Raw genomic sequence first — 26,032 nt, 5'->3', positions numbered from 1 at the left:
CCTATTTCTCCGTCTCGACGAGACCTTTGACGAACAGCCGCTGCATGCCGACGACCACCAGGATCGGCGGCAGCATGGCCAGGATGGCCGTCGCCATCACGAGGTTCCACTGGATCAGCGCCTCGTCGACGTTGGCCATCCGCTGGATGCCCATGACGACGGTGTACATGTCCTCGCGCGTCGTGATCAGCAGCGGCCAGAGATACTGGTTCCAGCCGTAGATGAAGAGGATCACGAACAGCGCCGCGATGTTGGTGCGCGACAGCGGCAGCAGGATGTCCTTGAAGAACTTCATCGGCCCCGCGCCGTCGATCCGCGCCGCCTCGGTCAGTTCGTCCGGCACGGTCAGGAAGAACTGGCGGAAGAGGAAGGTCGCCGTCGCCGACGCGATCAGCGGGAGGGTGAGGCCCACATAGGTGTCCAGCATGCCGAAGCCGGCGACCACCTCGTAGGTCGGCAGGATGCGCACCTCGACCGGCAGCATGAGCGTCAGGAAGATGATCCAGAAGAAGCCCATGCGGAACGGGAAGCGGAAATAGACGATGGCGAACGCGGAAATCAGCGAGATCGCGATCTTGCCGATCGCGATCGTCAGCGCCATCACGAGGCTGTTGAACATCATCGTGCCGACCGGCGCACCACCGGCGGATCGCATGCCGCTGCTCAGCACCGTGCCGTAATTCTCGACGAGCTGGTCGCCGAACCAGCCGGGGAAGGTGCTCTGGAGGTCGGGTGCGGTGTGCGTCGACGCGACCAGCGCCACGTAGATCGGGAACATCACGATGGCGACGCCGGCCAGCAGCACGAGGTGCCGCAGGAGGCCGAGGAGGGGGCGGTTCTGGACCATCAGTACTGCACCCGCCGCTCGACGTAGCGGAACTGGACGACCGTCAGCCCCACCACGATGACCATCAGGATCACCGACTGCGCGGCCGATCCGCCGAGATCGAGCCCGATGAAGCCGTCGCTGAACACCTTGTAGACCAGCGTCTCGGTCGCCCGGGCCGGCCCGCCGCGGGTCACCGCGTGGATGATGCCGAACGTGTCGAAGAAGGCGTAGACGACGTTCACGACCAGCAGGAAGAAGGTGGTGGGGGAGAGCAGGGGGAAGACGATCGTCCAGAAGCGCTTCGCCGGCCCGGCGCCGTCGATGGCGGCCGCCTCGATCAGCGAGCGCGGGATCGACTGCAGCCCGGCCAGGAAGAACAGGAAATTGTAGCTGATCTGCTTCCAGGCGGCGGCGACGATCACCAGCACCATCGCCTGGTCGCCGCGCAGCAGATAGTTCCAGTCGACCCCGAAGGCCCGGATGACGTAGGCGAGGATGCCGACCGTCGGATTGAACATGAACAGCCACAGGATGCCGGCGACGGCCGGCGCGATGGCATAGGGCCAGATCAGCAGCGACTGATAGCCCGTTCGTGCCCGCAGCGCGCCGTCGGCCATCACGGCGAGGAGCAGCGACAGGCCCATCGACAGGGCGGCGGTCGCGAGGCTGAAGACGACCGTGACCTCGAACGCGTTCAGGTAGAGCGGATCGTCGAACAGGTCGACGAAGTTCTCCAGTCCGACGAACACGACCGAGAGGCCGAACGCGTCCTGGCGCTGCACCGAGAAATAGAGCGCCTGGGCGGCCGGCCAGATGAAGAAGATCAGCGTGATGGCGATCTGCGGCGCCACCAGCAGGTAGGGCAGCACCGGCGAACGGAAATGCACGCGCTTCAGCATCGGCCGACCCTTCGCCGGACGGAATCGAAAGAGAATGCCGTCGGGACTGTCCCGACGGCATCCTTGCTATACGCGGACGTCACGTCGCACCCGACGGTGGACCGCGGTCTTCATGTCGCCAGCCGACGTCTCAGTTGGCCTTCTCGAACTGCCGGAGCAGGCGGTTGCCGCTCGCCACCGCATCGTCGAGGCCCTGCTGTGCCGTCTTCTTGCCGGCCCAGATGTTCTCGAGCTCGTCGTTGATCAGGTCGCGGATCTGGACGAAGTTGCCGAGCCGCACGCCCTTGGAGTTGGGGGTCGGTGCGTTCTTGCTGAGTTCCGCGATGGCGACGTCGGCGCCGGGGTTCTTCTGATAGTAGTCGGTCTTCTTCGTCATCTCGTAGGCCGCCGTCGTCACCGGGACGTAGCCCGTGTTCTGGTGCCACTTCGCCTGGATTTCCGGCTTCGAGACGAAGCTCATGAACTGCGCCACGCCCTTGTACTCGTCCTGCGGTGCGCCCTTCAGCACCCAGAAGGTGGCGCCGCCGATGATGGTGTTCTGCGGCGCGCCCTGGACGTCCGGATAGTAGGGGAGTTCGGCCACGCCCCAGTCGAACTTGATCGACTTCTTGAAGCCGTTGTAATAGGCCGACGAATTGAAGAGAACGCCGCACTCGCCGTTGACGAACAGCGGGTTGGGGTCGCCGCGGCGGCCGCCGTACTTGAAGGTGTTGTCCTTCGTCCACTCGGCCATGTTCTGAATGTGCTTCAGCGCCGGGCCCTTGTTGAAGGCCAGCTCGGCGTCGAGGCCGCCGAAGCCGTTCTCCTTGGTCGCGAACGGCACGTTGTGCCAGGCGGAGAAGGTCTCCAGCTGCACCCACGACTGCCAGCCGGTGGTGAAGCCGCACTGGGTGGCACCCGACGACATCATCTTCTTCGACATCTCGACGAGTTCGGGCCAGGTCTTCGGCGGCTTCTCGGGGTCGAGGCCGGCCTTCTTGAAGGCGTCCTTGTTGTAGAACATGACGGGCGTCGAGCTGTTGAACGGCATCGACAGCATCTTGCCTTCGGGCGTCGTGTAGTAGGACGCCACCGCGGGGACGAACTTGTCCTCGCTGAACGTCTCGCCCGCCGACTTCATCAGTTCGTGGATCGGGTAGACGGCGCCGGCGGCCGACATCATCGTCGCGGTGCCGACTTCGAACACCTGGACCACATGCGGCGCCTGCTTCGCGCGGAACGCGGCGATCGCGGCGGTCATCGTTTCCGTGTAGTTGCCCTTGTAGACCGCGTTCACCTTCCAATCGCCCTGCGAGGCGTTGAACTCCTCGGTGATGGCCTGGATCTCCTCGCCCAGCGAGCCGCCCATGGCGTGCCAGAACTGGATCTCGGTCGCGGCGAACGCCGGCGACGCGAAAGCGCTAATGCCTGCGGCTAGCAGCAGCGATTTGCGAATCATGTTATTCAGAGCCTCCCGTGGCGTGTGATCGCGGTCTCTTAAACGGCCGCTGTGACCATACTTTTATACTGCGGTTACGGATTTGTGACAGGCCTTTGCGCCGGACTGCCATGAGGGCGGTCGGCCGCGGGCTGAAGGGTGACGTGTGGAGCAGCTGGTCCCCAGCCGATGCCTGAGATACTGACGCCTGTCCTTGCGGTGGCCGCCCTCCTGGTGGCGGTGAGCGTATCGGTGCCCGTCGCGGCACGGTTGCGCATCCCGCACAGCGTGCTTCTCGCCGCCCTCGGCCTGCTTCTCGGTCTGGTGGTGATGGTCCGCCAGGACGCGGGCGGCAGCATGATGGGCGACGATTTGGTCCGCGGCCTGGGCAATCTCGGCATCTCCGCGCCGGCCTTCCTCGCCATCTTCCTGCCGCCGCTGCTCTTCTCCGCCGGGCTCAATCTCGATGTCCGCCGCCTCTTCGACGAGATCGCGGCCGTACTGCTGCTCGCGGTCGTCGCCGTGGTGGTCTGCACCGGGGTGGTCGGCTTTCTGCTCGGCTGGCTGTCGCCGCTCGGCATCGTGCCGTGCCTGCTCCTCGGCTCGATCATCGCGACGACGGATCCCGCCGCGGTGGTCGCCATCTTCCGCGATCTCGGCGCGCCCAGGCGCCTCAGTGTCCTGGTCGAAGGCGAAAGCATCTTCAACGACGCTGCCGCCATCGCGCTCTTCTCGATCCTGCTCGCCTTCGTCACCGGCACCGCTGCACCCAGCTTCGGTGCCGGCGCCATGGCATTCTTCACCAGCTTCGCCGGCGGTATCGCCGTCGGCTTCGTCCTGGCGCGCGCCATCTGCGGGCTGCTGCCCAGCATGGGCGGCGCACTCACGGCGGAGACGACGCTGACGGTGGCGCTGGCCTACCTGTCCTACGTGATCGCGGAACTCTACTTCCAGGTCTCCGGCGTGGTCGCGGTCGCGACCGCCGCCGTCGTCATGGCGAGTTACGGCCCGCTGCGCCTCTCGCCCGCCAACTGGCGCTCGCTCATCCAGGCCTGGAGCAAGATCGAGTTCTGGGCGACCTCGCTCATCTTCATCATGGCCTCGATGGTGGCGTCGCGCGTGCTGTCCGAGGCGTCGCTGAGCGATCTGGGATTCATCGCGCTGCTGGCGGTCGCCGCCATCCTGGCGCGGGCCCTCGTCCTCTGGGGGCCGCTGCCGCTTCTCTCCGCCCTGCGCCTCGTTCAGCCGGTCAGCAACCGCTACAAGGCGGTCATTCTGTGGGGTGGCCTGCGCGGCGCCGTCACCATGGTGCTGGCGATCGCGATCAGCGAGAACATGGCGGTGCCGCAGGAGATCCGCCGCTTCGTCGCCATCGCGGCGATCGGCTTCGTGCTCCTGACGCTGTTCCTGAACGCGCCGACCCTCGGGCCGCTGCTGCGCCTGCTCGGCCTCGACCGCCTCGATCCGGTGGAGCGGGCGTTGCGCGATCGGGTGATGGGCCTGTCGCTCGTCGGGCTGCGTGACCGGGTGACCGAGGTGGCACGCGACTACGGGCTCGAACCGGGCCTGGTCGACAAGGTGGTGTCGACGACGCGGCCGGCGTCCGAAGCCGGCGCGGGAGGCGTCGACATTCCGCTGCCCGTGCGGATCCAGGTCGGTCTGCTCACCCTCGTGACACGCGAACGGGAAGCCTATCTCGACCATTTCGAGCAGCAGACCATCTCGCGCCGTCTCGTCGCGATCCTGGTGGCCGGCGCCGACGCCCTTGCGGACCGTGTGAAAGTCGAGGGCGTCGAGGGCTACGCCGTGGCGGGAGCGGCCCGCATCGGCCGCCGCCTGCGCTTTGCCCTGTGGCTGCATCGGCGGTTGGGGTGGAGCCGGCCGCTGGCATCGGAACTGGCGGACTGGTTCGAGATGCTGCTGATCCAGCGCCTCGTGCTGCGCGAGGCGCGCCAGTTCAACGACCGTTCGATCCGCCCGGTGCTCGGCGCCGACGCCAGCGAGAAGATCGCGGCACGGCTCGCCGAGCGCATGGAGGCCGTGCAGCGGGCGCTCGCCGCGCTGGAGCTTCAGTATCCCGTCTACGCGACGGCGCTGGGTGTGCAGCATCTCGGCCGTGCCGCATTGCGGTTCGAGGATCGGCAGTACCAGCTCAAGCGGGAAGAGGCGCTGATCAGCCGCGAGGTCTTCGAGAATCTCCAGGCCGACCTGCGCGCCCGCCGCGACGCCATCCGGCGACGACCGGCACTGGACCTCGGCTTCAAGCTGGCCGAGATGGTGCGGCGGGTGCCGATGTTCGCCAAACTGACCGAATCGCAGCTCGAGCGTCTGGCGCGGATGCTGCGGCCGATCCTGGCGACACCCGGGGAGTCCGTGGTGAGGCGTGGGGAGCGCGGCGACGCGATGTATCTCGTCGCCGCCGGCAGCCTCGAGGTCCGCCTGCCCGGGGGGCCGGTGCGACTGGCGACCGGCGACGTGTTCGGCGAGATGGCCCTCGTGCTCGGGCAGCCGCGGGTGGCCGACGTCGTCTCGATCGGCTACAGCCAACTGCTGTGCCTGGACGCGGCGGATTTCCGCCGGTTCGTCCGCGGCGTGCCGGAACTGCGCGCCGAGATCGAAGCGATCGCCCGGCGGCGCAGCGAGAGCAACCTGGTCGAAGCGGCCGAGTCGGGTGACTGAACCGGATCCGTCTCCGGTCTACCGGTCGGCGAACGTGATCTCGACCCGCCGGTCCTGTGTCGCGTCCAGGCCGACATCCGTCGCCACGGCCTCGCCGAGGGGCTGACGCCGGATCTTGTCGAGCGGCACGCCGTCGGCCAGCAACGTCTCGGCCACCGTCTGCGTCCGCCGCTCGGACAGGGTCAGGTTCTCCGTCGTCGTTCCCGCCTTGTCGGTGTAGCCGGTGATGCGCACGACGTTCGGCCGGACCGCGGCCGCATCGCGCGCCGCCCGTGCCACCACGGCCCGCGCATCCGGCCCGAGGTCCGTGCTGCCGGGCTCGAAGAAGACGAGATAGGTGGCCGGCGGCGTCCCCTGACCGAAATTCATGCCGCCGCACGCGGCGAGCCCGGACAGGACAGCGACCAAGGCCAGGCTCTTCAATACGGACATCGATGTACCCCCACTAGCGGCCGGTCCGGCAGACCGGTCATCGGCGACTGCCCCACGCGGCCCGTCGGCCGCGTTGCGCCCAAATGCGCACGTCGTCATACTTTGTGTGCTCCAACCAGCAGAGGAAAGCCATGGCGTCGGGAATGATCGTCGCGCCGCAACCGGAGGCCGTCGAAGCCGGCGCGCTGGTGCTGAAGCGAGGCGGTAATGCGGTCGATGCTGCGGTGGCCTGCGCCTTCGTGCAAAGCGTGGTCGATCCGCAGATGTGCGGCATCGCCGGCTTCGGCAGCATGCAGGTCTACATGCCGTCGAAGGACGTCCATACGTTCATCGACTTTCACGGCAGGGTTCCGGCAGCCGCCACGCCCGGCATGTGGGAGCACCTGATCGAAGGCGAGACGCGCGACGGCTTCGGCTTCGTCCTCAAGGGCCGCGTCAACGACGTCGGCTACCAGTCCGTCACCGTGCCCGGCACCCTCAAGGCGCTGTCGGAGGCGCAGGCCGAATTCGGCTCGATGGACTGGAAGGACGTGATGGCGCCGGCCATCCGGCAGGCGGACGTCGGGTTCGCCGTGCGGCCGCACGTGCATCACTGGTGGTGCGAAGGCGCGCTGTTCGGCCGGGTGCCGGCGGTCGACCGCCTGCGCTTCACCGAGACGGGGCGGCGCATCTACTTCAACGCCGACGGCAGCCTGAAGCGGCCCGGCGAGCGCGTGCTCAATCCGGACATGGCCACGACGCTGCGTCGGATCGCGGCGGAGGGTGCGGACGTCTTCTACAAGGGCGAGATCGCCGAGCAGATCGCCGACGATATGAAGCGGAACGGCGGCCTGCTGTCCCTCGACGACCTGCGCAACTACCGCACGCGCCGCTGCGACCCCCTGCGCGGCTTCTATCGCGGCTACGGGATCGCGACGAACAACCCGCCCGGCGGCGGCATCATGCTGCTCGAGATGCTGAACATCCTCGAGAATTTCGATCTGTTCGAGATGGGGCACAACTCCGCCGACTATATCGTCACCGTCGCCGAGGCGATGAAGCGCGCCACCGCCGACAAGGACGCGCATGTCGGCGACCCGGACTTCTTCGACGTTCCGGTCGAGCGGCTGACGTCGAAGGAGTATGCCGAAGCGGCTGCTGCCGCCATCCGGCGCGGCGAGAAGGTCAGCGTGCCGCGCTTCGAACCCGATCCGCCGAAGGACACGACGCACATCTCGGTGGTCGACGCCGAGGGCAATGCCGTCTCCGTGACCCACTCGCTCGGCATGCCGAGCGGCGTCATCACGCCGGGCCTGGGCTTCATGTACAACGGCTGCATGGGCGTCTTCGACCCGCGTCCCGGCCGCGCCGGGTCGCTGGCGCCGGGCAAGAGCCGGTTCAGCGCCATGGTGCCGACCATCGTCTTCGACGGCGAGAAGCCGACCATGGTGATCGGCGCGCCGGGCGGCACGCAGATCTGCATGGGCGTGATGCAGGCGATCCTGAACGCGATCGACTTCGAGATGCCCATTCTCGATGCGATCGTCGCACCGCGCTTCTCCGCCACCAGCGACCTGATCGATGTCAGCAACCGCATTCCGGCCTACGTCACCGACGAGGTCGAGAGCCGCGGTTACACGGTCGCGCGCAGTCACCTCAGCTACCCGTTCGCCGGCGTCCACGGCATCCGGATCGAGGGCGGCGCGATGCAGGGCGCGGCCGATCCGAACCACGACGGCATGGCGCTTGCTGTCTAGCCGCCGGCGCACATGACATGCCGGCTGCCGCCGGCGCTTCGAGAGGATCCGCCCACCATGAGCGAGCACGGCAACCTGCGCATCGACGGCGACCGGCTTTGGTCGATGCTGATGGAATCGGGGAAGATCGGTCCCGGCAAGGCCGGCGGCCTGCGGCGGTTGGCCCTCTCCGCTTCCGACCGTGACGTCCGCAACCTCTTCGCGCGCTGGTGCGAGGAGGCCGGGCTGACCGTTTCGGTGGATGCGCTCGGCAACATGTTCGGGCGCCGCGCCGGCACCGACGACAGCCTGCCGCCGGTCATCATCGGCAGCCATCTCGACAGCCAGATCGCCGGCGGCAAGTTCGACGGGCCGCTCGGCGTGCTGGGCGCGCTGGAGGTGATCCGCACGCTCAACGACGCCGGCATCCGGACGAAGCGGCCGATCGAGGTCGTGAACTGGTCGAACGAGGAGGGCGCCCGCTTCCAGCCGCCGATGTCCGCCTCCGCCGTCTTCGCCGGCCTAAAGCCGCTCGATTGGGGCCTCGGCCGCACCGACGCCGACGGCCTCACCTTCGGCGGCGAACTGGAGCGCATCGGCTATGCCGGCACGGCGCCGGTCGGCGGCCGCCCCGTCGACGCCTATTTCGAACTGCACATCGAGCAGGGGCCGGACCTGGAGGCGAAGGGCGTCCAGGTCGGCGTCGTCGCCGGCAGCTACGCCGTGCGCGGCTTCGACCTGGAGGTGCACGGCGAGACGGCCCACACCGGCCCGACGCCGATGCCGATCCGCAAGAACGCCTTGGTCGGCGCGGCGATGCTGATCGTCGACGCGACGCAGATCGCCCTCGACCACGGCCCCGACGCCAAGTCGACGGCGGCGAAGATCACCGTGCTGCCGAACCTCGCCGGCATCCTGCCCGATTACGCCAAGGTCACCATCGACTTCCGCGCACCGAAGCGCGAGACCCTGGACGCCATGCTGGCCGCCTTCGAGCAGGCGAAGGCGCGCGCGGCGGAGAAGGCGAACGTGACGATCGAGGTCGCCGACAGCTGGTCGTTCGGTGACGAACCGTTCGATCCCGACTGCATCGCGCTGGTCCGCGACACGGCCGCCGGCCTCGGCTACAGCCACATGGACATGGCCAGCCAGGCCGGCCACGACGCCTACAACATGAGCCGCATGGCGCCGACGGCGATGATCTTCTCGCCCTGCGAGAAGGGCATCAGCCACCACGAGTCGGAGAACTGCACCCTCGACCAGATCGTCCCCGCCACGAACGTCCTGCTCCAGGTCACCCTGAAGCGCGCCAACCGGTAGCGCAGCAGCCGCTGGCGCGCGCCCAACGGAAGCGGGCTCCCGCCCGCTTTTCGTTTGCCTCTTTCACTTATGCTCAGAATGAGCATATTAGGCGGGCCCATAACGCAGGAGGCCAGCCATGGCCGGAGCCATCGCACGGGACCAGCTGTTCACCCCCGAGATCGCCCTCAGCACCGAAGCCGCCTGGCAGCGCGTGAAGCGCGTCATCCCGCCGTTCGAGTGGCCGCTGTTCGCGCCCGACATCGACGCCATCCAGCGCCTGAAGCGCGAGCGCAACGCCGTCGTCCTGGCGCACAACTACCAGACGCCGGAGATCTTCCACGGCGTGGCGGACATCGTCGGCGATTCCCTGGCGCTGGCGCGCGAGGCGACGCGGGTGGACGCCGACGTGATCGTCCTCTGCGGCGTTCACTTCATGGCCGAGACGGCGAAGATCCTGAACCCGGACAAGACGGTGCTGCTGCCCGACGCCGGCGCCGGCTGCTCGCTCGCCGACTCCATCACGGCCGCCGACATCCGCCTGATGCGGCAGCGCTATCCCGGCGTGCCGGTCGTCACCTACGTCAACACCTCGGCCGAGGTGAAGGCGGAATCGGACGTCTGCTGCACCTCGGGCAATGCGCTCAAGGTGGTGGAGTCGCTCGGCACCGACCGGGTGATCTTCCTGCCCGACGAATATCTGGCGAGCTGGGTCGCCAGCCAGACCGACATCCAGGTCATCAAGTGGCAGGGCCACTGCGAGGTGCACGAGCGCTTCACCGGCGCCGAGGTGCGGCGCTACCGGGAGCAGACCGCCGGCCTCGTCGTTATCGCCCATCCGGAATGCCCGCCCGACGTGCTGGCCGAGGCCGACTTCGTCGGCTCGACGGCGCAGATGGCCGATTACGCGAAGGCGAAGAAGCCGCCGCGCGTCCTGCTCCTGACCGAATGCTCGATGAGCGACAACGTCGCGGCCGAGCTGCCCGAGGTCGAGTTCGTGCGGCCCTGCAACCTGTGCCCGCACATGAAGCAGATCACCCTGCCGAAGATCCGCCGGTCGCTGGAGGCCATGTCGGGCGAGGTGCTCGTCGACCCCGCCGTCGCCGCCCGCGCCCGTCGCGCGGTGGAGCGCATGCTGGAGATCGGCCGATGACGGGCCAGCCGTCGATCGTCGAGCCGCTGCCGGAGATTTTGGTCGAGCCGGTCGTCCGCGCCGCCCTCGCCGAGGATCTCGGCCGGGCGGGGGACATCACCACGACCGCGGTCGTGCCCGCCGATGCGCGGTTCCGTGGCGTGGTGGCGGCGCGCCAGCCGGGCACCGTGGCCGGCACCGCCGTCGCGACCCTGGCGTTCCGCCTGCTCGACCCGACGATCCGCGTGACGGTGGAGCGGCCCGACGGCAGCCGCGTGGCGCCCGGCGACACGGTGCTGCGCCTCGACGGGCCGGCCCGGGCGGTGATCACCGCCGAGCGCACGGCCCTCAACTTCCTCTGCCATCTCTCCGGCATCGCAACCTGCACCGCGACGCTGGTCGACGCGGCCCGCCCGCACAAGGCCCGCATAACCTGCACGCGCAAGACGACGCCCGGCCTGCGCGCGCTGGAGAAGCACGCCGTGCGTGCCGGCGGCGGGGTCAGCCACCGCTTCGGCCTCGACGACGGCATCCTCATCAAGGACAACCACGTCGCCATGGCCGGCGGCGTGGCGGCCGCGATCCGCGCCGCGAAGCTGGCCGTCGGTCACATGGTCCGCATCGAGGTGGAGGTCGACACGCTCGAGCAACTCGCCGAGGCGTTGGAGGAGGGGCCCGACGCCATCCTCCTCGACAACATGCCGCCCGAAACCTTGCGTCAGGCGGTGCGGCTGATCGCCGGGCGCGCCGTGTCGGAGGCCTCCGGGCGGATCACGGCGGAGACCGTTCCCGCCATCGCCGCGGCGGGCGTCGACATCATCTCGGCCGGATGGATCACCCACAGCGCGCCCGCCCTCGACCTCGGCCTCGACGCCTGAATCCGAAGCGGGCGCAGAGGGCGACGCCGGCCGTCGCGGCACCGTCTCGCCGCCCATGCGTTACCCCGGTGGCCATGGCGGCCGAACCGGGGACGTTGGACGATGACATCGGCGATCGAACCGCTCGCACGTGCGGGCTACAGCGCACGGGGACTGGTCTACCTCATCGTGGGCTTCTTCGCCGCGCTGGCGGCCATGGGCAACGGCGAGGCGAAGGACAGCGAGGGCGCGCTGCGCACGATCCTCGCCCAACCCTTCGGCACGATCCTGGTCTGGCTGATGGTGGTGGGGCTGGCCGGCTATGCGGTCTGGCGCCTCGTTCAGGCCATCCGCGACCCTGACGGCATCGGCAGCGGTGCCAAGGGTCTGGCCGTCCGCGCCGGCCTCTTCGTCAGCGCCCTCACGCATATCGCCCTGGCGCTCTTCGCGGTCGGGCTGGTTTCGACGTGGGGCGGCGGCGGTGGCGGTGGCGGCGGGAGCGACCCGACCGCCGAATGGCTCGCCGTGGCGTTCGATGCCGGCTATGCCCAGGTCGTCGTCTGGATCGCCGCAGCGGTTGCCGTCGGTGTCGGTGCGGCGTTCGTCTGGAAGGGCTGGACCCAGGGCTTCGAGAAGTATTTCCGCTGCCCGGAGCACATCATGCGCTGGCTGCGACCGGTCGCGAGCGTAGGGCTCGTCGCGCGCGGCGTGGTCTTCTTCATCCTCGCCGTGCTGATCGTGACGGGCGGCTTCGCCTACAACGCGGAGAGCCGGCCGGGGCTGGAGGATGCGCTCGAAGCGCTGCAGGGCTTCGCCTTCGGCTGGCTCATCCTGCTCGTGCTGGCGTTCGGTCTGGTCGCCTTCGGCGTCTACAGCCTCGCCGAAGCGCGCTATCGGCACATCGAGGTCCACTGAGCCTCCGTTGGCAAATCCCGTCGCGCCGGTCACTCTTGGCGTGGGGAGGATCCGGGCATGGCGGATGGAACGGCGCTGCTGACGGGGTTTCGGGAGTGGCCTGCAGAGTGTCCCGGTACGGCCAGCGCAGCGCTCGCGTCAGCCAGAGCCCGGCGGCGGCGCCCTACCGCCGCAGATGCTCCGGGATCTCCCGCGCGCGGCCGGCCATGATCATCTGCTGCGCGCGGTGCGGCTGTTCTTGCAGGACGGCGGCGTAGCGGGCGTGGGCGGCGCGGACGAGGTCGCCGTTGCGGCCGAGCATGGCGTCGCCGATCTCGATCATGCGCAGGTTGGGCCAGGCGATGGGACGGATCTTCACGACCTGGGCGAGCGCTTCGGCGGCGCTGCGGTCGGGGCGGGCCTGGGCGAGGAGGAGGGTCATCGCGGCCGTCGAGCGCGACACGCCGGCCCAGCAATGCACCAGCAGGTGGGCGTCCGCCGGCGGTTCGGCGAGGAGGTCGCGGCCGAAGGCGAGCAGGCGCTCGACATGCTCGGGCTGCGGCGCCGGGCGGGCCGGTTCGTCCTCGATCACGTCGTGGAAGCGCATCTCAAGCCGCGCATGCTCGCCGAATTCGCCGAAGGCGTCGGGCTGCGGCGTGCCGGGGTCGAGCATCGACAGGACGTGGCTGACGCCGACGTCGCAATGGCCGTACAGCTCGTCCACGCCGCAGACGGTGATGGCGAAGGGGACGAAGGCGGGGTGGACGGTCGTGCTCATGGCCTGCTCCTGCTTGTCCAGACGATATGGGCCGCCGGGCGCGAGGCGGAAAGCGGCTATCCGGGCTTTGCGGCGCCCGTCCCCCCGGTCCCCGTTGCCCCGGTGCCCGTCGCCGTGGCGGTCACGGTGGTGGTGGCCGTGGCCGATGCGGCGGTGGCTGCGGCGAGACGGGCGGCCTCCCGCTTCACCTGGGCCTCGCGGTGCGAGATGTAGACGCCGGCCATGAAGACGATGATCGCACCGATCCAGACCCAGATGTCCGCCGTCTCGCCGAAGATCAGCCAGGCGGCGACGGCGACGACGGGCAGGCGGGCGAAGTCGATCGGCTGGAGGGCGGCCACCTCCTGCATCGAGTAGGCGCGCACATGGCAGAAATGCGCCATGGCGGTCAGGGCGCCCAGCAGGAAGAGCCAGACGAGCGTGTCGGCGCGCGGCCATTCCCAGACGAAGAGGGCGGGCACCAGCGAGATCGCGCTCAGCATCAGCGTCTGGTAGACGAGGATGGTACCAGGGCGCTCGTGGCTGGTCAGGACGCGCACGAAGATGATCGTCGCCGCCCACATGGCCGACGAGAACAGGATCAGCCAGACGCCGATGTTCACCTCGGCGAAGCCCGGCCGGATGATGACCACGGCGCCGAGGAAGCCCACGGCGGTCGCCGTCCAGCGCCGGGCGCGCACCGTCTCGCCCAGCACCAGCGCCGCCAGCACCGTCGCCCAGAGTGGCGCGGTGAAGCCCAGCGCCGTGATGTCGGCCAGCGGGATCAGCGGGACGGCATAGAACCAGGCGATCATCGAGGCGGAATTGACCACCGCGCGCCCGCTGAGCAGGTCGAAGCGGTTGGCGCGGAAGATGCCGAAGCCGTTGCTCCTGACCGCCAGGGGAACGATGATCGCGGCGGCGAAGACGTTGCGGAAGAAGGCGATCTCGAACGGGTGCAGGTCGGCCGCGACGTAGCGCACGGTGACGCTGTTCATGGCGAAGCAGGCGCAGGACGCCAGCATGAACAGGGCCGCCGCCACCGGCCGGATCTGGCGCGCCGGCGGGCCGGAGGAGGCCTGGGCTTTCATCGGATCAGACTTTCAGGCGCTCCAGCGCCGAGCGGATCTCCGCCGGGATCGGGTGCGGACGGTTGGTCTCGCGGTCGACGAAGACGTGGATGAAGTGGCCGTCCGCGGCCGCCGCGTCCTCGCCCCGGCGGAAGATGCCGACCTCGTAGCGCACGCTGCTGCGGCCGAGATGGCCGACGCGCAGGCCGGCCTGCAGCGCCTCGGGGTAGGAGACGGCCGCGTGATAGCGGCACATGCTCTCGACCACCAGCCCGATGCAGGGGGCGGTGTGGATGTCGAGCCCGCCCTCGTCGACCAGGAAGCGGTTCACCGCCGTGTCGAAATATTCGTAATAGACGGCGTTGTTGACGTGGCCGTAGGTGTCGTTGTCGTTCCAGCGCGTCTGGATCGGCAGGAAGAAGCGGTAGCGCTCCCGGGTCTCTCGGATCTCGTCAGCCATCGCCGCTCTTCCGTATATCGGCAGCCGATGCGGGCGCCGCCGGAGGCGCCCGACACGGGCGCACCTGCCGCGTTTACACGATCGGGCCGTTCCGGGGAAGCGAGTCCGGACAGATCGGGCGGACGGATCCCGTCTGGCGACGCCGTTTCCCTAGTCCTTCCGGCCGAACAGCGCCTCGGCGCCGCCGCGCGCAGCCCCCTTGACCTCGATCTCGGCCCGGACGCGGACGATCTCGGCCTCCAGGTCGGCGACGTAGGCGTGCAGGTCGCCGATGGACAGCGGGGAGAGGTCGGCGCCGACGACGCGGCCCCGGGGCTTCGGCGGTTCGTCTTCGATCTGCATGGTCCCTCCTTCGGCTGCGCCGGTCTTGAGACTGCTTCGGGTGCCGATTCCTTGCGTCACGGCGCCTATCATACTAGAGCAAGGCGCATTCCTTGCAGCGCCTGTCCCGCGCAACGGCCGGCGACGACAAGCCGGCCGACAGCAGAAGAGGAGCCACGCCCATGTGTGCAGCGATACCCGACACGATGACGGCGATCGAGGTGCGGACGCCCGGCGGGCCGGAGCAGCTCGTCGCGACGACGCGGCCGGTGCCGAAGCCGGAAAAGGGCGAGGTGCTGGTCAAGATCGCGGGGGCCGGCATCAACCGGGCGGACACGCTGCAGCGCCAGGGCAAGTATCCGATGCCGCCCGGCGCCACCGACATCCCGGGCCTGGAATGCTCCGGCACCGTCGTCGCGCTCGGCGAAGGTGCCGCGCGCTTCAAGGTCGGCGACGAGGTCTGCGCGCTGCTGTCGGGCGGCGGCTACGCCGAATATGTGAACGTGCCCGAGCCGCAGTGCATGGTGCTGCCGCCCAAGGTGGATCTGGTGACGGCCGGCGGCATCCCCGAGACCTTCTGCACCGTCTGGACCAACGTGTTCGACCGCTCGCGCCTGAAGCCCGGCGAAGTCTTCATGGTGCAGGGCGGCACCAGCGGCATCGGCTATACCGCCATCCAGCTCGCCAAGGCGTTCGGCTCGCCCGTGCTGGCGACGGCGGGATCCGACGACAAGTGCAAGGCCTGCGTCGACTTCGGCGCCGACCGGGCGATCAACTACAAGACCGAGGACTTCGTCGCCGTCGGCAAGGAGTTCACCCAGGGGCGCGGCGTCGACGTCATCCTGGACATGGTCGGCGGCGAATATATTCCGCGCCAACTCGAAGTCCTGGCGCGCGAGGGGCGGCTCTGCTTCGTGGCGCTGATGGGCGGGACCAAGGTGACGGCCGACTTCGGCATGATCCACCGCAAGCACCTGACTGTGACCGGCTCGACCCTGCGCTCGCGGCCGGTGGAGGCCAAGGGCGAGATCTGCCGCGCGCTGGAGGAGAAGGTCTGGCCGCTGTTCGCCGAGGGCAAGTGCTGGCCGGTCGTCTACAAGAGCTTCCCTCTAACGGAGGCCGCCGAGGCGCACAGGCTGATGGAATCGAGCGCGCATATCGGCAAGATCATGCTGGTGCCTTGAGCATCGGACTGTTCGTACCGTTTGACTTGCCACCCTTTGATTTGAACGGACGCGACCGCCATATCACCCCCCTCGCCGGCGCATGCCTCGCGCCGGGCGGCCCGGATGGCCGCGCCAGAAGGAAGAAGACGATGTCACAACCGCTGATGCCGAAGGCCACCGCCGTGTGGCTGATCGAGAATACCAGCCTGACGTTCGAGCAGGTCGGCGCCTTCTGCGGCTATCACCCGCTCGAGGTGCAGGCGATCGCGGACGGCGAAGTGGCGATCGGCATCGTCGGCCGCAGCCCGATCACCGCGGGCGAGCTCACGGCCGAGGAGATCAAGCGCTGCGAGAAGGATCCGGCGGCGCGGCTGCGCATCGCGACCCTGAACGTGCCGCGCGCCGCGGCCCGCACAAAGGGCCCGCGCTACACGCCGGTGGCCAAGCGCCAGGACAAGCCGGACGGCATCGCCTGGCTGGTGCGCAACCATCCCGAGCTGTCGGACGCGCAGATCTCGCGCCTGCTCGGCACCACGAAGAACACGATCGCGGCGGTCCGCGACCGCACCCACTGGAACACGCAGCAGATTCGGGCGCGTCATCCGGTCGACCTGGGCCTGTGCACCTATACCGAGCTGAACCGCGAGGTCGAGGCGGCACGTGCAAAGCTGCCGCCGGACGAGATCCCGGCGCCGCTGCCGGATCCGGACCACGACCGCGAGCACGACGCGCTGCGGCAGGACTAGGCCGCGCCGTCCCGGCCGCCGGTAACCGGATCTTCCGTTGCCGCTCGTGCCGGCTTCCCAGGCGGTCACCATGCCGCCCGCAGGTGCCAAGCCGGCCGAGCCCGCGGAATCGCCGGTCGCCGGCATCGTCTATTATTGCCTGGCTCCCATGCTATTCGTCTGCATGGGGGCGCTGGTCAAACATCTCAGCCAGCTCTATCCCGGCGGACAGATCGTCTGGTCGCGCTACTTCGCGCACTTCCTGCTGATCCTGATCATCTTCGCGCCGCGGATTCCGCGCCTGCTGGTCAGCCGCCGCAAGGGGCTGCAGGTGTTGCGCGGCGTGCTGATGCTGACATCGACGCTGTGCTCCTTCTTCGCGCTGCGCTTCATGCCGCTCGCCGATCTGTCGGCGGTAGCGTTTTTGGCGCCGCTGATCGTCACCGGCCTGTCGGTGGTGATGCTGGGCGAGAAGGTGGGCCCGCGGCGCTGGACGGCGGTCGGCGTCGGCTTCGCTGGGATGCTGCTGATCCTGCGGCCGGGGGCGGACAGCCTGCAGCTGGCGACGCTGCTGCCGATCGGCATGGCGGTCCTGGCGGCCCTCTATGCCATCGTGACGCGCATGGTGCGCAGCGATGCCGACCCGGTGAACGCCCTGTTCTACACGGCTTTGGTCGGCGCGCTGCTGGCGACGCCGCTGCTGCTGATCGAGTGGCGCACGCCGGACCTGCTCGGCTGGGCGATGCTGCTCAGCCTCGGCGTGTTCGGCGGGCTCGGGCATTATTTCGTCATCATGGCCTTCCGGCGGGCGAGCGCCTCGGTGCTGGCGCCCTTCGCCTATACCGAGCTGATCTGGGCGACGCTGATGGGCCTGCTGGTGTTCGGCGACTTCCCCGACGCCTGGACCTTCGCGGGTGCCGGCATCATCACGGCGAGCGGCCTCTACGTGCTGCACCGCGAGCGGGTGGTGCGGGCGCGGGACGCGGCGGCCGCCAAGGCCTGATCCGCCGCCGCGGCCGCCGCGTAGCAAGCTCATGGCTTTTCAGGACGGGCTCGGCGTGACGCGGCTCGACGACGCGCACCAATCGTTCCGGCTCCTCGTGCTGCCCGCATCGCATTTCTGCGAGCGCGCCCGGTGGGGTCTCGACCATGCGGGCGTCGACTATGACGAGGTGCGGTTGGCGGCAGGGATCCACATGCCGCTGACGCGGCGTGTGGCGTCGGGAACGTCGCTGCCCGTCCTGATCGTGCCGGGCGGGCGAGCCGTCCAGGGAAGCGGGCGGATCCTCGATCATCTGCGCCTGCCGGGCGGCGAGCCCGCATTGGAGGACCGGTTCGAGCACCGGATCGCGACGCTCCTGCGCCAGTATCTCTATAGCGTGGCGCTGCATCACCGCGGTTCGGGCGTTCCCGACATGCTGCTCGATGGCGTGCCTGCCTGGCAGCGCCTCATCGGCAGGGCGAGCTGGCCGGTGCTGCGCCGGGCCATGGCGTCGAGCATGAATGCCCGGCCTGCACTGACCGCCGCACTGGAAGAGGAACTCGAGCGCGAACTGGGGTGGTTCGACGACCGCGTCGACGGGACGCGCCCGCTGGTCGGCGGCACGTTCGGCAGGGCCGACATCACCGCCGCCAGCCTCCTCGCGCCGCTGGCGCTTCCGGCGGAGATACCGGTCTATCGCCATCTGCGTCTGCCGGCGACGACGGCGGCGACGCTCGCCCGATGGCGCGATCGGCCGTCGCTGCGCTGGGTGCTGTCGACGTATGCGACCTACCGGCGGCCTAACGGATTCCCGCCCGCATGAAGCTCTGCACGAACTGACGCTGGAAGAGCAGGAAGGCGATCAGCAGCGGCGCCACCGAGATGAGCGTGCCGGCGGAGATCACCGCCCAGTTCACGCCGGTCTCCGGCGCGGCGAAGACGCCGAGTCCGACCGTGATCGGCCGCGTCTCGACCGAGCTGGTGATGACCAGCGGCCACAGGAAGTTGTTCCAGTGGTAGCTGATCGAGACCAGCGCGTAGGCGAGGTAGGTCGGCCGGGCGAGGGGCACGTAGACGCGCCACAGGATGGTCAGCGGCCCGGCCCCCTCCACCAGCGCCGCCTCCTCCAGTTCGCGCGGCACCTGCTTGAAGGTCTGGCGCAGCAGGAAGATGCCGAAGGCCGAGGCGACGTAGGGCAATGCGATCGCCGGCACCGTGTCGACGAGACCGATGCGCGCGATCGTCATGTAGTTCTCGACCAGCAGCACCTCCGGCATGATCAGGATCTGCACCATGATCAGGGCGAAGGCGACGTCGCGGCCGGGAAAGGCGTAGCGCGCGAAGGCGTAGGCGGCGAGGGTGCAGAGCAGGAACTGGCCCGCCAGCACCATCGTCACCAGCATGACGGTGTTGAGGAAGTAGCGCGGAAAAGGCGCGATCTCCCAGGCGCGGCGGAAGTTCTCCAGGGAGAGCGGCGCCCCCAGCTCGAAGCGGGTGGCGTAGGCCGGCGGATGGATCGCCGCCCACAGCGCATAGGCGAGCGGCAGGATCCAGAGCAGGGCGAGCGCCCAGGCGGCGACCGTCTCCAGGGAGCGCGTCTTCATCGGTAGTGCACCCGGCGCTCGATGAGGACGAACTGGATCAGGGCGAGGCCGCCGAGCAGGCCGATCAGCACGGCGGTCAGCGTCGCCGCATAGGCCCAGTCGTTGAAGGCGAAGGCCGTCTCGTAGATGTAGTAGAGCAGCAGGCTGGAGGCGTTGTCCGGGCCGCCCTTGGTCAGGATGAAGAGCTGGTCGACCAGCTTGAACGAGTTGATGGTCGCGTTGATCAGCACGAACAGCGTCGTCGGCATCAGCAGCGGCAGGACGACGCGGCGGAAGGTGTACCAGCGCGAGGCGCCCTCGACGGCGGCCGCCTCGGTGAGGTTCGGCGGGATCGCCTGAAGGGCTGCCAGATAGAAGATCATGAAGAAGCCGGCCTCCTTCCACACCGTCATGACCACGATGCACCAGAGCACCGTCGACGGGTCGCCGAGCCAGTTGTGCGGCCCGGCGCCGAACGCGGCGCGCACCTGGTCGAGCAGGCCGAGCTGCGGCGTGAAGAAGAACAGCCAGATGCTGGCGACCGCGACCATCGGCAGGACGGTCGGGGTGAAGTAGGCGAGCCGCACCGCGCCGCGCGCCGGAAGCCGCTCGTTGACGAAGACGGCCATCAGCAGCGCCAGGGCGATCGAGGCGGGGATCGTGCCGAGCGCGAACAGCAGGTTGTTCCACATCACCTGCCAGAAGACCGGGTCGTCGATCATAAAGGCGTAGTTGTCGAGCCCGACGAAGGCCTTCGGCCGCATGCCGCGCGGCGTGGAGTGGACGCTGTCCCAGAGGCTGGCGACGATCGGCCAGTGGGTGAAGGCGACCAGCAGCACGAGCGCCGGCAGCAGCAGCAGCCAAGCCTGGGCGTGGGGATGGACGGTGACGCGGCGGTGGGCGGGCAAGGGGGTGGATGCTCCGAGGGCGTTGGACCGGTCCGCGCCCTTCGAGACGGCCCTTCGGGCCTCCTCAGGACGAGGACCTAATCGGCGAAAAGCACCACCCCGCCCTGAGGAGCCGGCGCAGCCGGCGTCTCGAAGGGCGGGGTGACACAGAAAGGAAGAGTTACCGGTACCGCTTCAGGATCCGGTCGGCGGTGGCCTGGGCTTCGGTCAGTGCGGCCTTCGGCTCCTTGCCGCCGGTGAGGGTGGCCTGGATGGCGTCGTCGAGGGCCTTCTTCACGCGGGCGTTCTCATGGACCGAGAACTCCGCCACCGAATGGTCGAGCTGGTCGCGCGCGACGGCCGCCGGCGGGAAGTCGGCGACGTACTTCTTCAGCGTCTCGGTTTCGTAGGCGGCCGGCGTCACGGCGACGTAGCCGGTGTCGATCGACCACTGGGCGGCGCGCTCCGGTGCGGTCATCCACTTGATGAAGGTGAGGGCGGCCTCACGCTCGGCCGGGCTCGCCTTCTCGAAGATGTAGAAGTTGCCGCCGCCGGTGGGCGAGCCGCGCTCCTTGCTGGCGGGCAGCATGGCGACGCCGAAGTCGAAGGTCGCACCCTTGCGCACGGCGGTCAGGTTTCCCGTGGTGTGCCACATCATGGCGGTCTTGCCCTGCAGGAACTGGTCGCGCAGGGTGCCCCATTCGACGGTGCCGGAGGGCATCACGCCCTTCTGGCCCAGTTCGCGCCAGTAGGAGAGGGCTTCGACGACCTTCGGCTTGTCGAAATAGGTCTCGGTGCCGTCCTGGTTCATCAGGACCTCGCCGTTCTGCTTGGCGAAGGCCTGGAACATCCAGTAGGGGTAGCCGGTCGACGGCACCATGACGCCGTAGCGCTCGACGTTGCCCGACGCGTCCTTCTTCACGAGCTTCTCGCCCATGGCCTGCATGTCGGCCCAGGTGGCGGGCGCCTTCTCGGGGTCGAGGCCGGCCTCCTTGAACGCGTCCTTGTTGTAGTAGAGGACGATGGTCGAGCGCTGGAAGGGAATGCCCCAGGTCTTGCCCTGCGTCTTGCCGTTCGCCATCAGCGACGGATAGAAGCTGTCGAGCCAGGCCTTGTCGGCGTCGGTCTTGACGACGTCCTCGAAGGGCACGATCACGCCCTGGTCGATCAGCTCGAACAGGTCGATGGAGAACAGCACCGAGAGTTGCACCGGCTGGCCGGCCTTGAGCGCGGCGAGCGCCTTCGTGCGCGTGTCGTCGTAGTTGCCGGCATAGACGGCCGTCACCTTGATGTCGGGATGGTCCTTCGTGAAGGCGGCGGTCATCCCGTCGACCACCTTGGTGACCGGGCCGCCGACGGCGACCGGATAGTACATGGTGAGTTCGACGTCGGCCGCCGCGGGGGCCGCGGCGAAGGCGAGGCCGGCGGCGGTGGCCAAGCCGGCGAGGGTGGATCGGTTGAACAGTCGCATGAAGTCTCCTGACGGGTCGTGGTTCGCTCGGACAATGACGCCCGGCGCTGTCTCTCAGGCGCCGGCCGTGGCCGGTCGGTCGGAGCGGCGGGCGGTATCGTCGCGGCGTCTCCCGCTCGCCGCGTCGAACAGGTGCAGCCGGCCCGTGGGGGGCAGGCGGATGAAGCAGGTGTCGCCGGGGCGCAGGGCGGCGCGGCCGGGTACGCGGACGTCGCAGGCCTCGCCCGCCACCATGCAGGCGACGAGGCTGTCGGCGCCCAGATACTCGACGGCGACGACACGCGCCGGCAGGCCGGTCTCGGCAAACGCCAGGTCCTCGGGACGCACGCCCAGCAGCATCCCCTCGCCGGCGCCGAAGCCGATTGCGGCGTCGGTGCCGCGAACGACGGCCCCCGACGGAGCGTCGGCGAGAGCGAGCAGGTTCATCGGCGGGGTGCCGATGAAGCGCGCGGCGAAGGCCGTGGCGGGGCGGTCGTAGAGTTCGTCCGGCGGCGCGTCCTGCTCGATGCGGCCGTCGCGCATCAGGATGACCCGGTCGGCCATGCTCATCGCCTCGGCCTGGTCGTGGGTGACGTAGAGCATGGTGATGCCGAGCCGCTGCTGCAGGCCACGGATCTCCTGGCGCATCTCGTGGCGCAGCTTGGCGTCGAGGTTCGACAGCGGCTCGTCCATCAGGCAGACCGGCGTCTCGGCGACGATGGCGCGGCCGAGCGCCACGCGCTGCTGCTGCCCGCCGGAAATCTGCGAGGGACGGCGGTCGAGCAGGTGGGTGATGCCGAGCAGGTCGGCGACCCGCTTCAGGCGCTCTTCGCGCTCGGCTTTCGGCAGCTTCCGCACCCGCAGGCCGAAGACGATGTTCTCGCCCACGGTCAGGTGCGGAAACAGCGCGTAGGTCTGGAAGACCATCGAGATATGGCGTTCGCCCGGCGGCAGGCCGGTCACGTCGCGCGCGCCGATGGCGATGCGGCCGTCGGTGGCCGTCTCGATGCCGGCGACGAGGCGCAGCGTCGTCGACTTGCCGCAGCCGCTGGGCCCCAGAAGGACTGTGAAGCTGCCCGGCTCGGCGGTGAAGGAGATGCCGTCCACGGCCCGCGTGCCCGCCCAGTCCTTGACCAGCCGCTCGACGCGGATCTCCTGTCCATCGATCGTCATGGCGTTTCCGGCGCGGCGGCTACGTTGAGGTCGACGCCGCTGGCGGCGACCATGGCGGCGAAGGCCGGCGGCACCGGGCCATCGGTGAAGAGCGCGTCCATCTCGCCCAGGTTGCCGCCCCGGGCAAAGGCGTTGCGGCCGAACTTGCTGCGGTCGGCCACCAGCAGGCGCGAACGCGCATTGGCCGCCATGGCGGCGCGCGTGCGCACCTCGTCGCTGTCGAAATCGAGCAGGCCGCCATCCTCGTCGATGCCGCCGACGCCGAACACGGCGAAGTCGACCCTGAACGTCGCGAAGACGGCGACCGCCGGGTCGCCGGTGACGTCGCGGTCGCGGTTGCGCAGGCGGCCGCCGACGATGGTAACGGCGTTCGTTTCGTTGCGGCAGAGCACCATGGCCGCGTTCATGTTGTTGGTCACGACCGCAAGGCCGCGGCGCTGGGCGAGGGCGACGGCCACCTGCTCCGGGGTCGTGCCGATGCCGATCGATACCGACGAACCATCGGGAATGCGCTCGGCGACCAGCGCAGCGATCCGGCGCTTGGCCTGGAGATTCATCACCTGGCGCGCGTCGTAGGCGATGTTCGCCGTCTCGTCGGGGACGGCCGGCATACCGGCGCCGCCGCGGAGCCGGCGGACGACGCCGCGGTCGCAGAGCAGGTTGATGTCGCGGCGGATCGTCTGCGGCGACACCCCGTACCGCTGGGCGAGCCGCTCCACCGACGCGAATCCTTCGACCCGCGTCAGTTCGGCGATTTCCCTCTGTCGGCGTGCGGCTTCCATGCGCTGTCTGCGGCGACCGTGCGTGCGTTCGTTCCAGCGCTCAGGCCGGTGTTCGTTCGAACATTAGCCGGTTTCGTTTGCAGAATCATGACAGCTTTTCGATCAGCACGGCGACCGATTGGGCAAGGAATCGGGTCCGAGGCGACGGAAAATTACCTCCGGTGCCGGAACCCTGCTCGTTAACCCGGCTTTATGATCTGAAATGTGACAGTGATGTGATCAGGGAGGGATAGGATGAGCGCAGAACTTGCCATCGCCATGCTGCTGATCGGCTTCTTCGTTATCTGCTCGGTCCTCGGCGGCATCGCACTCATGAGCCTCACCTTCAACCACCGGCCGCCGATGCGTGCCATCCGCACACGCGACAACGGCAGCGCGACCGGCGGCTGACGGGGCCGCCGCTCTCCGCGGAGAGCAGCGGGTCCAGTCGTCTGAGGCCTTTGCTCAGCCTTTCTCCACGGTACGCTTCTCGATATCCAGGAGGATATCCAGGCCGATCGCATCGTGAAGTTCGTGCTGAAGGGTGCCCCAGTCGGCGAGCGGCCGTGAGGTGACGGCGAAGTCCTTGGCCATCTCGGCGTACACGCTGCGCGCGTTCTCGTACATCGCCAGCACGAGCGTCTGCGGGTCGGCCAGGATCCGCCAGCCGAGCGAATGCAGGTCCGCCGCCGTCATCCCCGAACTCGCCACGCCGCCCGGCTTGCACAGATACATCAGCGGCCCGCCGAGACGCTCGCCGATATGGCGGATCTCCTCCGGATTGCGCGGGCTGAGCAGTAGCACGTCGGCACCTGCCTCGCGGTAGGCTTCAGCCCGGCGCAGTGCATCGTCCATGTTGCTGGCGCGCACGCCGTTGGTGCGGGCGATGATCACCGTCTCCGGGTTCCGGCGCGCCGCGACGCACTCCTTTACCTTCGCCGCCATCAGTTCGGCCGGCACCATGTGCTCGATGCCGACATGGTGGTGCGCGCGCTTCGGCAGGATCTGGTCTTCGATCTCGATGGCGGCGAAGCCGGCCGCCTCGGTCATGCCGATCGTCCGCCGCATATGCATCGGATCGCCGAAGCCGGCCGCGCCGTCGAGGATCAGCGGGAGCGACGATACGGTGCGGATGTCCAGCGCCGCCTGACACATCTCGGTGAGCGTGAGGTTCGCCTCGAGGTGGACTTTCATGTAGCCGCTGGCACCGCCGCCCAGGTAGAGCGCGCGGAATCCGGCGTTTTCGGCGAGCTTCGCCATCATGGGGTTGAGCACGAGCGGAACGGTGACCGGCTCGGGGCCGGCGATCATGGCGCGGAGCGATTGCATTTTAGGGGTTTCCTCCGGTCAGGCTTGTTGTGAGGTTGCTGCCCCGACTACCTTATGCGCCGCCGTCGCGTGAGAGGAAGACCGACCCATGCCCAGTGCGCTGTTCCAGCCGATCCGGCTGCGTGGCCTCGAACTGCCGAATCGAATCGTCATCGCGCCGATGTGCCAGTACAGCGCCGAAGACGGGTCGGCGACGGACTGGCACATGATCCATCTGGGCGGCTATGCGCTGTCGGGCGCCGGACTGCTGATCATCGAGGCGACCGGCATCTCGCCGGAGGGTCGGATCACCACCGGCTGCCTGGGACTGTGGTCGGACGAGAACGAGGCGGCGCTGGGCCGCGTGCTGAAGGCCTGCCGCCGGTACGGCAACACCCCGATCGGCATCCAACTCGGCCATGCCGGGCGGAAGGCCTCGGCGCAGGCGCCGCAGGACGGCGGCAAGCCGCTGCTGGAGGGCGAACCCGGGGCATGGCAGACCGTGGCGCCGTCGGCCGTGCCGTTCGGCGACGGCTGGCACCGGCCCCTGGCCCTCGACCGCGAGGGCATGGACAAGGTCGTCGCCGACTTCGTCCAGGCGACGCAGCGCGCCGACAGGCTGGGCATCGACCTGATCGAACTGCACGGCGCGCACGGCTACCTGCTCAGTTCGTTCCTGTCGCCGATCGCCAACCAGCGCAACGACGAGTATGGCGGGAGCCTGGAGAACCGCATGCGGTTCCCGCTGGAGGTCTTCGACGCCGTCCGGGCGGTCTGGCCGGAGCCGAAGCCGCTCGGCATCCGCTTCAACGGCACCGACTGGGACGCGGCAGGCTTCACGCCGGACGACGCCGTCGCCTTCGCCGCGGTCCTGAAGGAGCGCGGCTGCGACTTCGTCGATATTTCTGGCGGCGGAAACTCGCTGCCGCGCATCCCGGTGAAGCCGGGCTACCAGGTCCCGGCGGCGGCGCGGGTGAAGGCGGAGACCGGCATCGCGACGATGGCCGTCGGCATGATCCGCGAGCCCGCCTACGCCGAGGAGATCGTGGCGTCCGGGCAGGCCGACATGGTGGCCCTGGCGCGCGGCATGCTGTACGAGCCGCGCTGGGCCTGGCGGGCGGCCGAGGAGCTGGGCGCCGAGGCGGCCTACCCGCCGCAGTACGAGCGCGGCCGGCCGGCCAAGTGGCCGCAGGCTTTCAGCCGGCGCGACGCGGCCGAGTGAACCGATGCTGCCGA

The 26,032-nt window shown here is 68.9% G+C and carries 26 protein-coding genes; 12 read left to right on the top strand and 14 right to left on the bottom strand.

Features of this window, described 5'->3' with window-relative positions; genetic code table 11:
* Position 1: 1 nt before the first annotated feature.
* The 3 genes from ugpE to ugpB form a co-directional block, all read right to left on the bottom strand.
* The gene (gene ugpE, locus ABIE65_RS03235) at positions 2–847 is read right to left on the bottom strand and encodes a sn-glycerol-3-phosphate ABC transporter permease UgpE (protein WP_354075458.1); all 846 of its coding nucleotides are present in this window, start codon (positions 845–847) and stop codon (positions 2–4) included.
* Positions 847–1,728, bottom strand: a complete 882-nt coding sequence (gene ugpA / locus ABIE65_RS03230; protein ID WP_354075456.1) for a sn-glycerol-3-phosphate ABC transporter permease UgpA — start codon at positions 1,726–1,728, stop codon at positions 847–849. The genes ugpE and ugpA overlap by 1 nt, the downstream gene beginning before the upstream one ends.
* Before the next feature lie 130 nt (positions 1,729–1,858).
* Complete coding sequence (gene ugpB, locus ABIE65_RS03225) at positions 1,859–3,166, bottom strand: sn-glycerol-3-phosphate ABC transporter substrate-binding protein UgpB (protein WP_354075455.1); 1,308 nt, start codon at positions 3,164–3,166, stop codon at positions 1,859–1,861.
* A 168-nt stretch (positions 3,167–3,334) separates the two neighbouring features.
* Here ugpB and ABIE65_RS03220 point away from each other — a divergent pair, with 168 nt between their 5' ends.
* A complete protein-coding gene (locus ABIE65_RS03220) occupies positions 3,335–5,824 on the top strand; it encodes a cation:proton antiporter (RefSeq protein ID WP_354075453.1) in 2,490 nt (829 codons plus the stop codon).
* An 18-nt stretch (positions 5,825–5,842) separates the two neighbouring features.
* Here the strand turns inward: ABIE65_RS03220 and ABIE65_RS03215 are convergent, their stop codons facing one another.
* On the bottom strand, positions 5,843–6,256 hold the full coding sequence (locus ABIE65_RS03215; RefSeq protein WP_354075452.1) for an OmpA family protein: 414 nt from the start codon (positions 6,254–6,256) through the stop codon (positions 5,843–5,845).
* 131 nt (positions 6,257–6,387) lie between these two features.
* Here ABIE65_RS03215 and ggt point away from each other — a divergent pair, with 131 nt between their 5' ends.
* The 5 genes from ggt to ABIE65_RS03190 all read left to right on the top strand — a co-directional run bounded on the left by ggt (position 6,388) and on the right by ABIE65_RS03190 (position 12,174).
* Positions 6,388–7,992: a gamma-glutamyltransferase gene (gene ggt, locus ABIE65_RS03210; protein ID WP_354075450.1), complete on the top strand. Its 1,605-nt coding sequence runs from the start codon at positions 6,388–6,390 to the stop codon at positions 7,990–7,992.
* Positions 7,993–8,049: 57 nt separating this feature from the next.
* The gene (locus ABIE65_RS03205) at positions 8,050–9,291 is read left to right on the top strand and encodes a Zn-dependent hydrolase (RefSeq protein WP_354075449.1); all 1,242 of its coding nucleotides are present in this window, start codon (positions 8,050–8,052) and stop codon (positions 9,289–9,291) included.
* Between the two features lie 118 nt (positions 9,292–9,409).
* Positions 9,410–10,423: a quinolinate synthase NadA gene (gene nadA / locus ABIE65_RS03200; RefSeq protein ID WP_354075448.1), complete on the top strand. Its 1,014-nt coding sequence runs from the start codon at positions 9,410–9,412 to the stop codon at positions 10,421–10,423.
* On the top strand, positions 10,420–11,280 hold the full coding sequence (gene nadC / locus ABIE65_RS03195) for a carboxylating nicotinate-nucleotide diphosphorylase (protein ID WP_354075447.1): 861 nt from the start codon (positions 10,420–10,422) through the stop codon (positions 11,278–11,280). Before nadA ends, nadC begins: the two co-directional genes overlap by 4 nt.
* 102 nt (positions 11,281–11,382) lie before the next feature.
* On the top strand, positions 11,383–12,174 hold the full coding sequence (locus ABIE65_RS03190; protein WP_354075446.1) for a DUF1206 domain-containing protein: 792 nt from the start codon (positions 11,383–11,385) through the stop codon (positions 12,172–12,174).
* 163 nt (positions 12,175–12,337) lie between these two features.
* On the opposite strand, the gene ABIE65_RS03185 is transcribed toward ABIE65_RS03190, so the two are convergent.
* From ABIE65_RS03185 to ABIE65_RS03170, 4 genes are all read right to left on the bottom strand, one after another.
* Positions 12,338–12,931 (bottom strand): tyrosine phosphatase family protein, encoded by a 594-nt coding sequence (locus ABIE65_RS03185; RefSeq protein ID WP_354075445.1) that lies wholly within the window; start codon positions 12,929–12,931, stop codon positions 12,338–12,340.
* Positions 12,932–12,987: 56 nt separating this feature from the next.
* Positions 12,988–14,001 carry a DMT family transporter gene (locus ABIE65_RS03180; protein ID WP_354075444.1) on the bottom strand — a complete coding sequence of 338 codons (1,014 nt, stop codon included), beginning with the start codon at positions 13,999–14,001 and terminating at the stop codon, positions 12,988–12,990.
* Between the two features lie 4 nt (positions 14,002–14,005).
* Positions 14,006–14,440, bottom strand: coding sequence for an acyl-CoA thioesterase (locus tag ABIE65_RS03175; RefSeq protein WP_354075442.1), 435 nt, complete (start codon positions 14,438–14,440; stop codon positions 14,006–14,008).
* Positions 14,441–14,590: 150 nt separating this feature from the next.
* Positions 14,591–14,782, bottom strand: coding sequence for a DUF1192 domain-containing protein (locus ABIE65_RS03170; RefSeq protein ID WP_354075441.1), 192 nt, complete (start codon positions 14,780–14,782; stop codon positions 14,591–14,593).
* A 161-nt stretch (positions 14,783–14,943) separates the two neighbouring features.
* Here ABIE65_RS03170 and ABIE65_RS03165 point away from each other — a divergent pair, with 161 nt between their 5' ends.
* From ABIE65_RS03165 to ABIE65_RS03150, 4 genes are all read left to right on the top strand, one after another.
* Positions 14,944–15,945, top strand: coding sequence for an NAD(P)H-quinone oxidoreductase (locus ABIE65_RS03165; RefSeq protein WP_354075440.1), 1,002 nt, complete (start codon positions 14,944–14,946; stop codon positions 15,943–15,945).
* Between the two features lie 131 nt (positions 15,946–16,076).
* Complete coding sequence (locus ABIE65_RS03160) at positions 16,077–16,673, top strand: DUF1013 domain-containing protein (protein WP_354075439.1); 597 nt, start codon at positions 16,077–16,079, stop codon at positions 16,671–16,673.
* A gap of 46 nt (positions 16,674–16,719) precedes the next feature.
* Positions 16,720–17,655: a DMT family transporter gene (locus tag ABIE65_RS03155; RefSeq protein WP_354075704.1), complete on the top strand. Its 936-nt coding sequence runs from the start codon at positions 16,720–16,722 to the stop codon at positions 17,653–17,655.
* A gap of 31 nt (positions 17,656–17,686) precedes the next feature.
* The gene (locus tag ABIE65_RS03150) at positions 17,687–18,457 is read left to right on the top strand and encodes a glutathione S-transferase N-terminal domain-containing protein (RefSeq protein ID WP_354075437.1); all 771 of its coding nucleotides are present in this window, start codon (positions 17,687–17,689) and stop codon (positions 18,455–18,457) included.
* Here the strand turns inward: ABIE65_RS03150 and ABIE65_RS03145 are convergent.
* From ABIE65_RS03145 to ABIE65_RS03125, 5 genes are all read right to left on the bottom strand, one after another.
* Positions 18,435–19,238: a carbohydrate ABC transporter permease gene (locus tag ABIE65_RS03145; protein ID WP_354075436.1), complete on the bottom strand. Its 804-nt coding sequence runs from the start codon at positions 19,236–19,238 to the stop codon at positions 18,435–18,437. The two genes, ABIE65_RS03150 and ABIE65_RS03145, sit on opposite strands and share 23 nt — an antisense overlap.
* Complete coding sequence (locus tag ABIE65_RS03140; protein WP_354075434.1) at positions 19,235–20,125, bottom strand: carbohydrate ABC transporter permease; 891 nt, start codon at positions 20,123–20,125, stop codon at positions 19,235–19,237. The genes ABIE65_RS03145 and ABIE65_RS03140 overlap by 4 nt, the downstream gene beginning before the upstream one ends.
* Before the next feature lie 160 nt (positions 20,126–20,285).
* Positions 20,286–21,575: an ABC transporter substrate-binding protein gene (locus tag ABIE65_RS03135; RefSeq protein WP_354075433.1), complete on the bottom strand. Its 1,290-nt coding sequence runs from the start codon at positions 21,573–21,575 to the stop codon at positions 20,286–20,288.
* Positions 21,576–21,629: 54 nt separating this feature from the next.
* Positions 21,630–22,727 carry an ABC transporter ATP-binding protein gene (locus ABIE65_RS03130; protein WP_354075432.1) on the bottom strand — a complete coding sequence of 366 codons (1,098 nt, stop codon included), beginning with the start codon at positions 22,725–22,727 and terminating at the stop codon, positions 21,630–21,632.
* Positions 22,724–23,509 carry a DeoR/GlpR family DNA-binding transcription regulator gene (locus ABIE65_RS03125; RefSeq protein WP_354075431.1) on the bottom strand — a complete coding sequence of 262 codons (786 nt, stop codon included), beginning with the start codon at positions 23,507–23,509 and terminating at the stop codon, positions 22,724–22,726. The genes ABIE65_RS03130 and ABIE65_RS03125 overlap by 4 nt, the downstream gene beginning before the upstream one ends.
* A gap of 234 nt (positions 23,510–23,743) precedes the next feature.
* Between ABIE65_RS03125 and ABIE65_RS03120 the strand changes: the two genes are divergently transcribed.
* Positions 23,744–23,899 (top strand): hypothetical protein, encoded by a 156-nt coding sequence (locus ABIE65_RS03120; protein ID WP_354075430.1) that lies wholly within the window; start codon positions 23,744–23,746, stop codon positions 23,897–23,899.
* Between the two features lie 54 nt (positions 23,900–23,953).
* Here ABIE65_RS03120 and ABIE65_RS03115 read toward each other — a convergent pair whose 3' ends face one another.
* Positions 23,954–24,817 (bottom strand): isocitrate lyase/PEP mutase family protein, encoded by an 864-nt coding sequence (locus ABIE65_RS03115; protein ID WP_354075429.1) that lies wholly within the window; start codon positions 24,815–24,817, stop codon positions 23,954–23,956.
* Between the two features lie 88 nt (positions 24,818–24,905).
* Between ABIE65_RS03115 and ABIE65_RS03110 the strand changes: the two genes are divergently transcribed.
* Positions 24,906–26,018 (top strand): NADH:flavin oxidoreductase/NADH oxidase, encoded by a 1,113-nt coding sequence (locus ABIE65_RS03110; RefSeq protein ID WP_354075427.1) that lies wholly within the window; start codon positions 24,906–24,908, stop codon positions 26,016–26,018.
* Positions 26,019–26,032: the final 14 nt, after the last annotated feature.

The sequence above is a fragment of the Constrictibacter sp. MBR-5 genome (genome assembly GCF_040549485.1).
GTDB lineage: Bacteria > Pseudomonadota > Alphaproteobacteria > JAJUGE01 > JAJUGE01 > Constrictibacter.
This window is presented reverse-complemented; position numbering and strand designations above follow the sequence as displayed.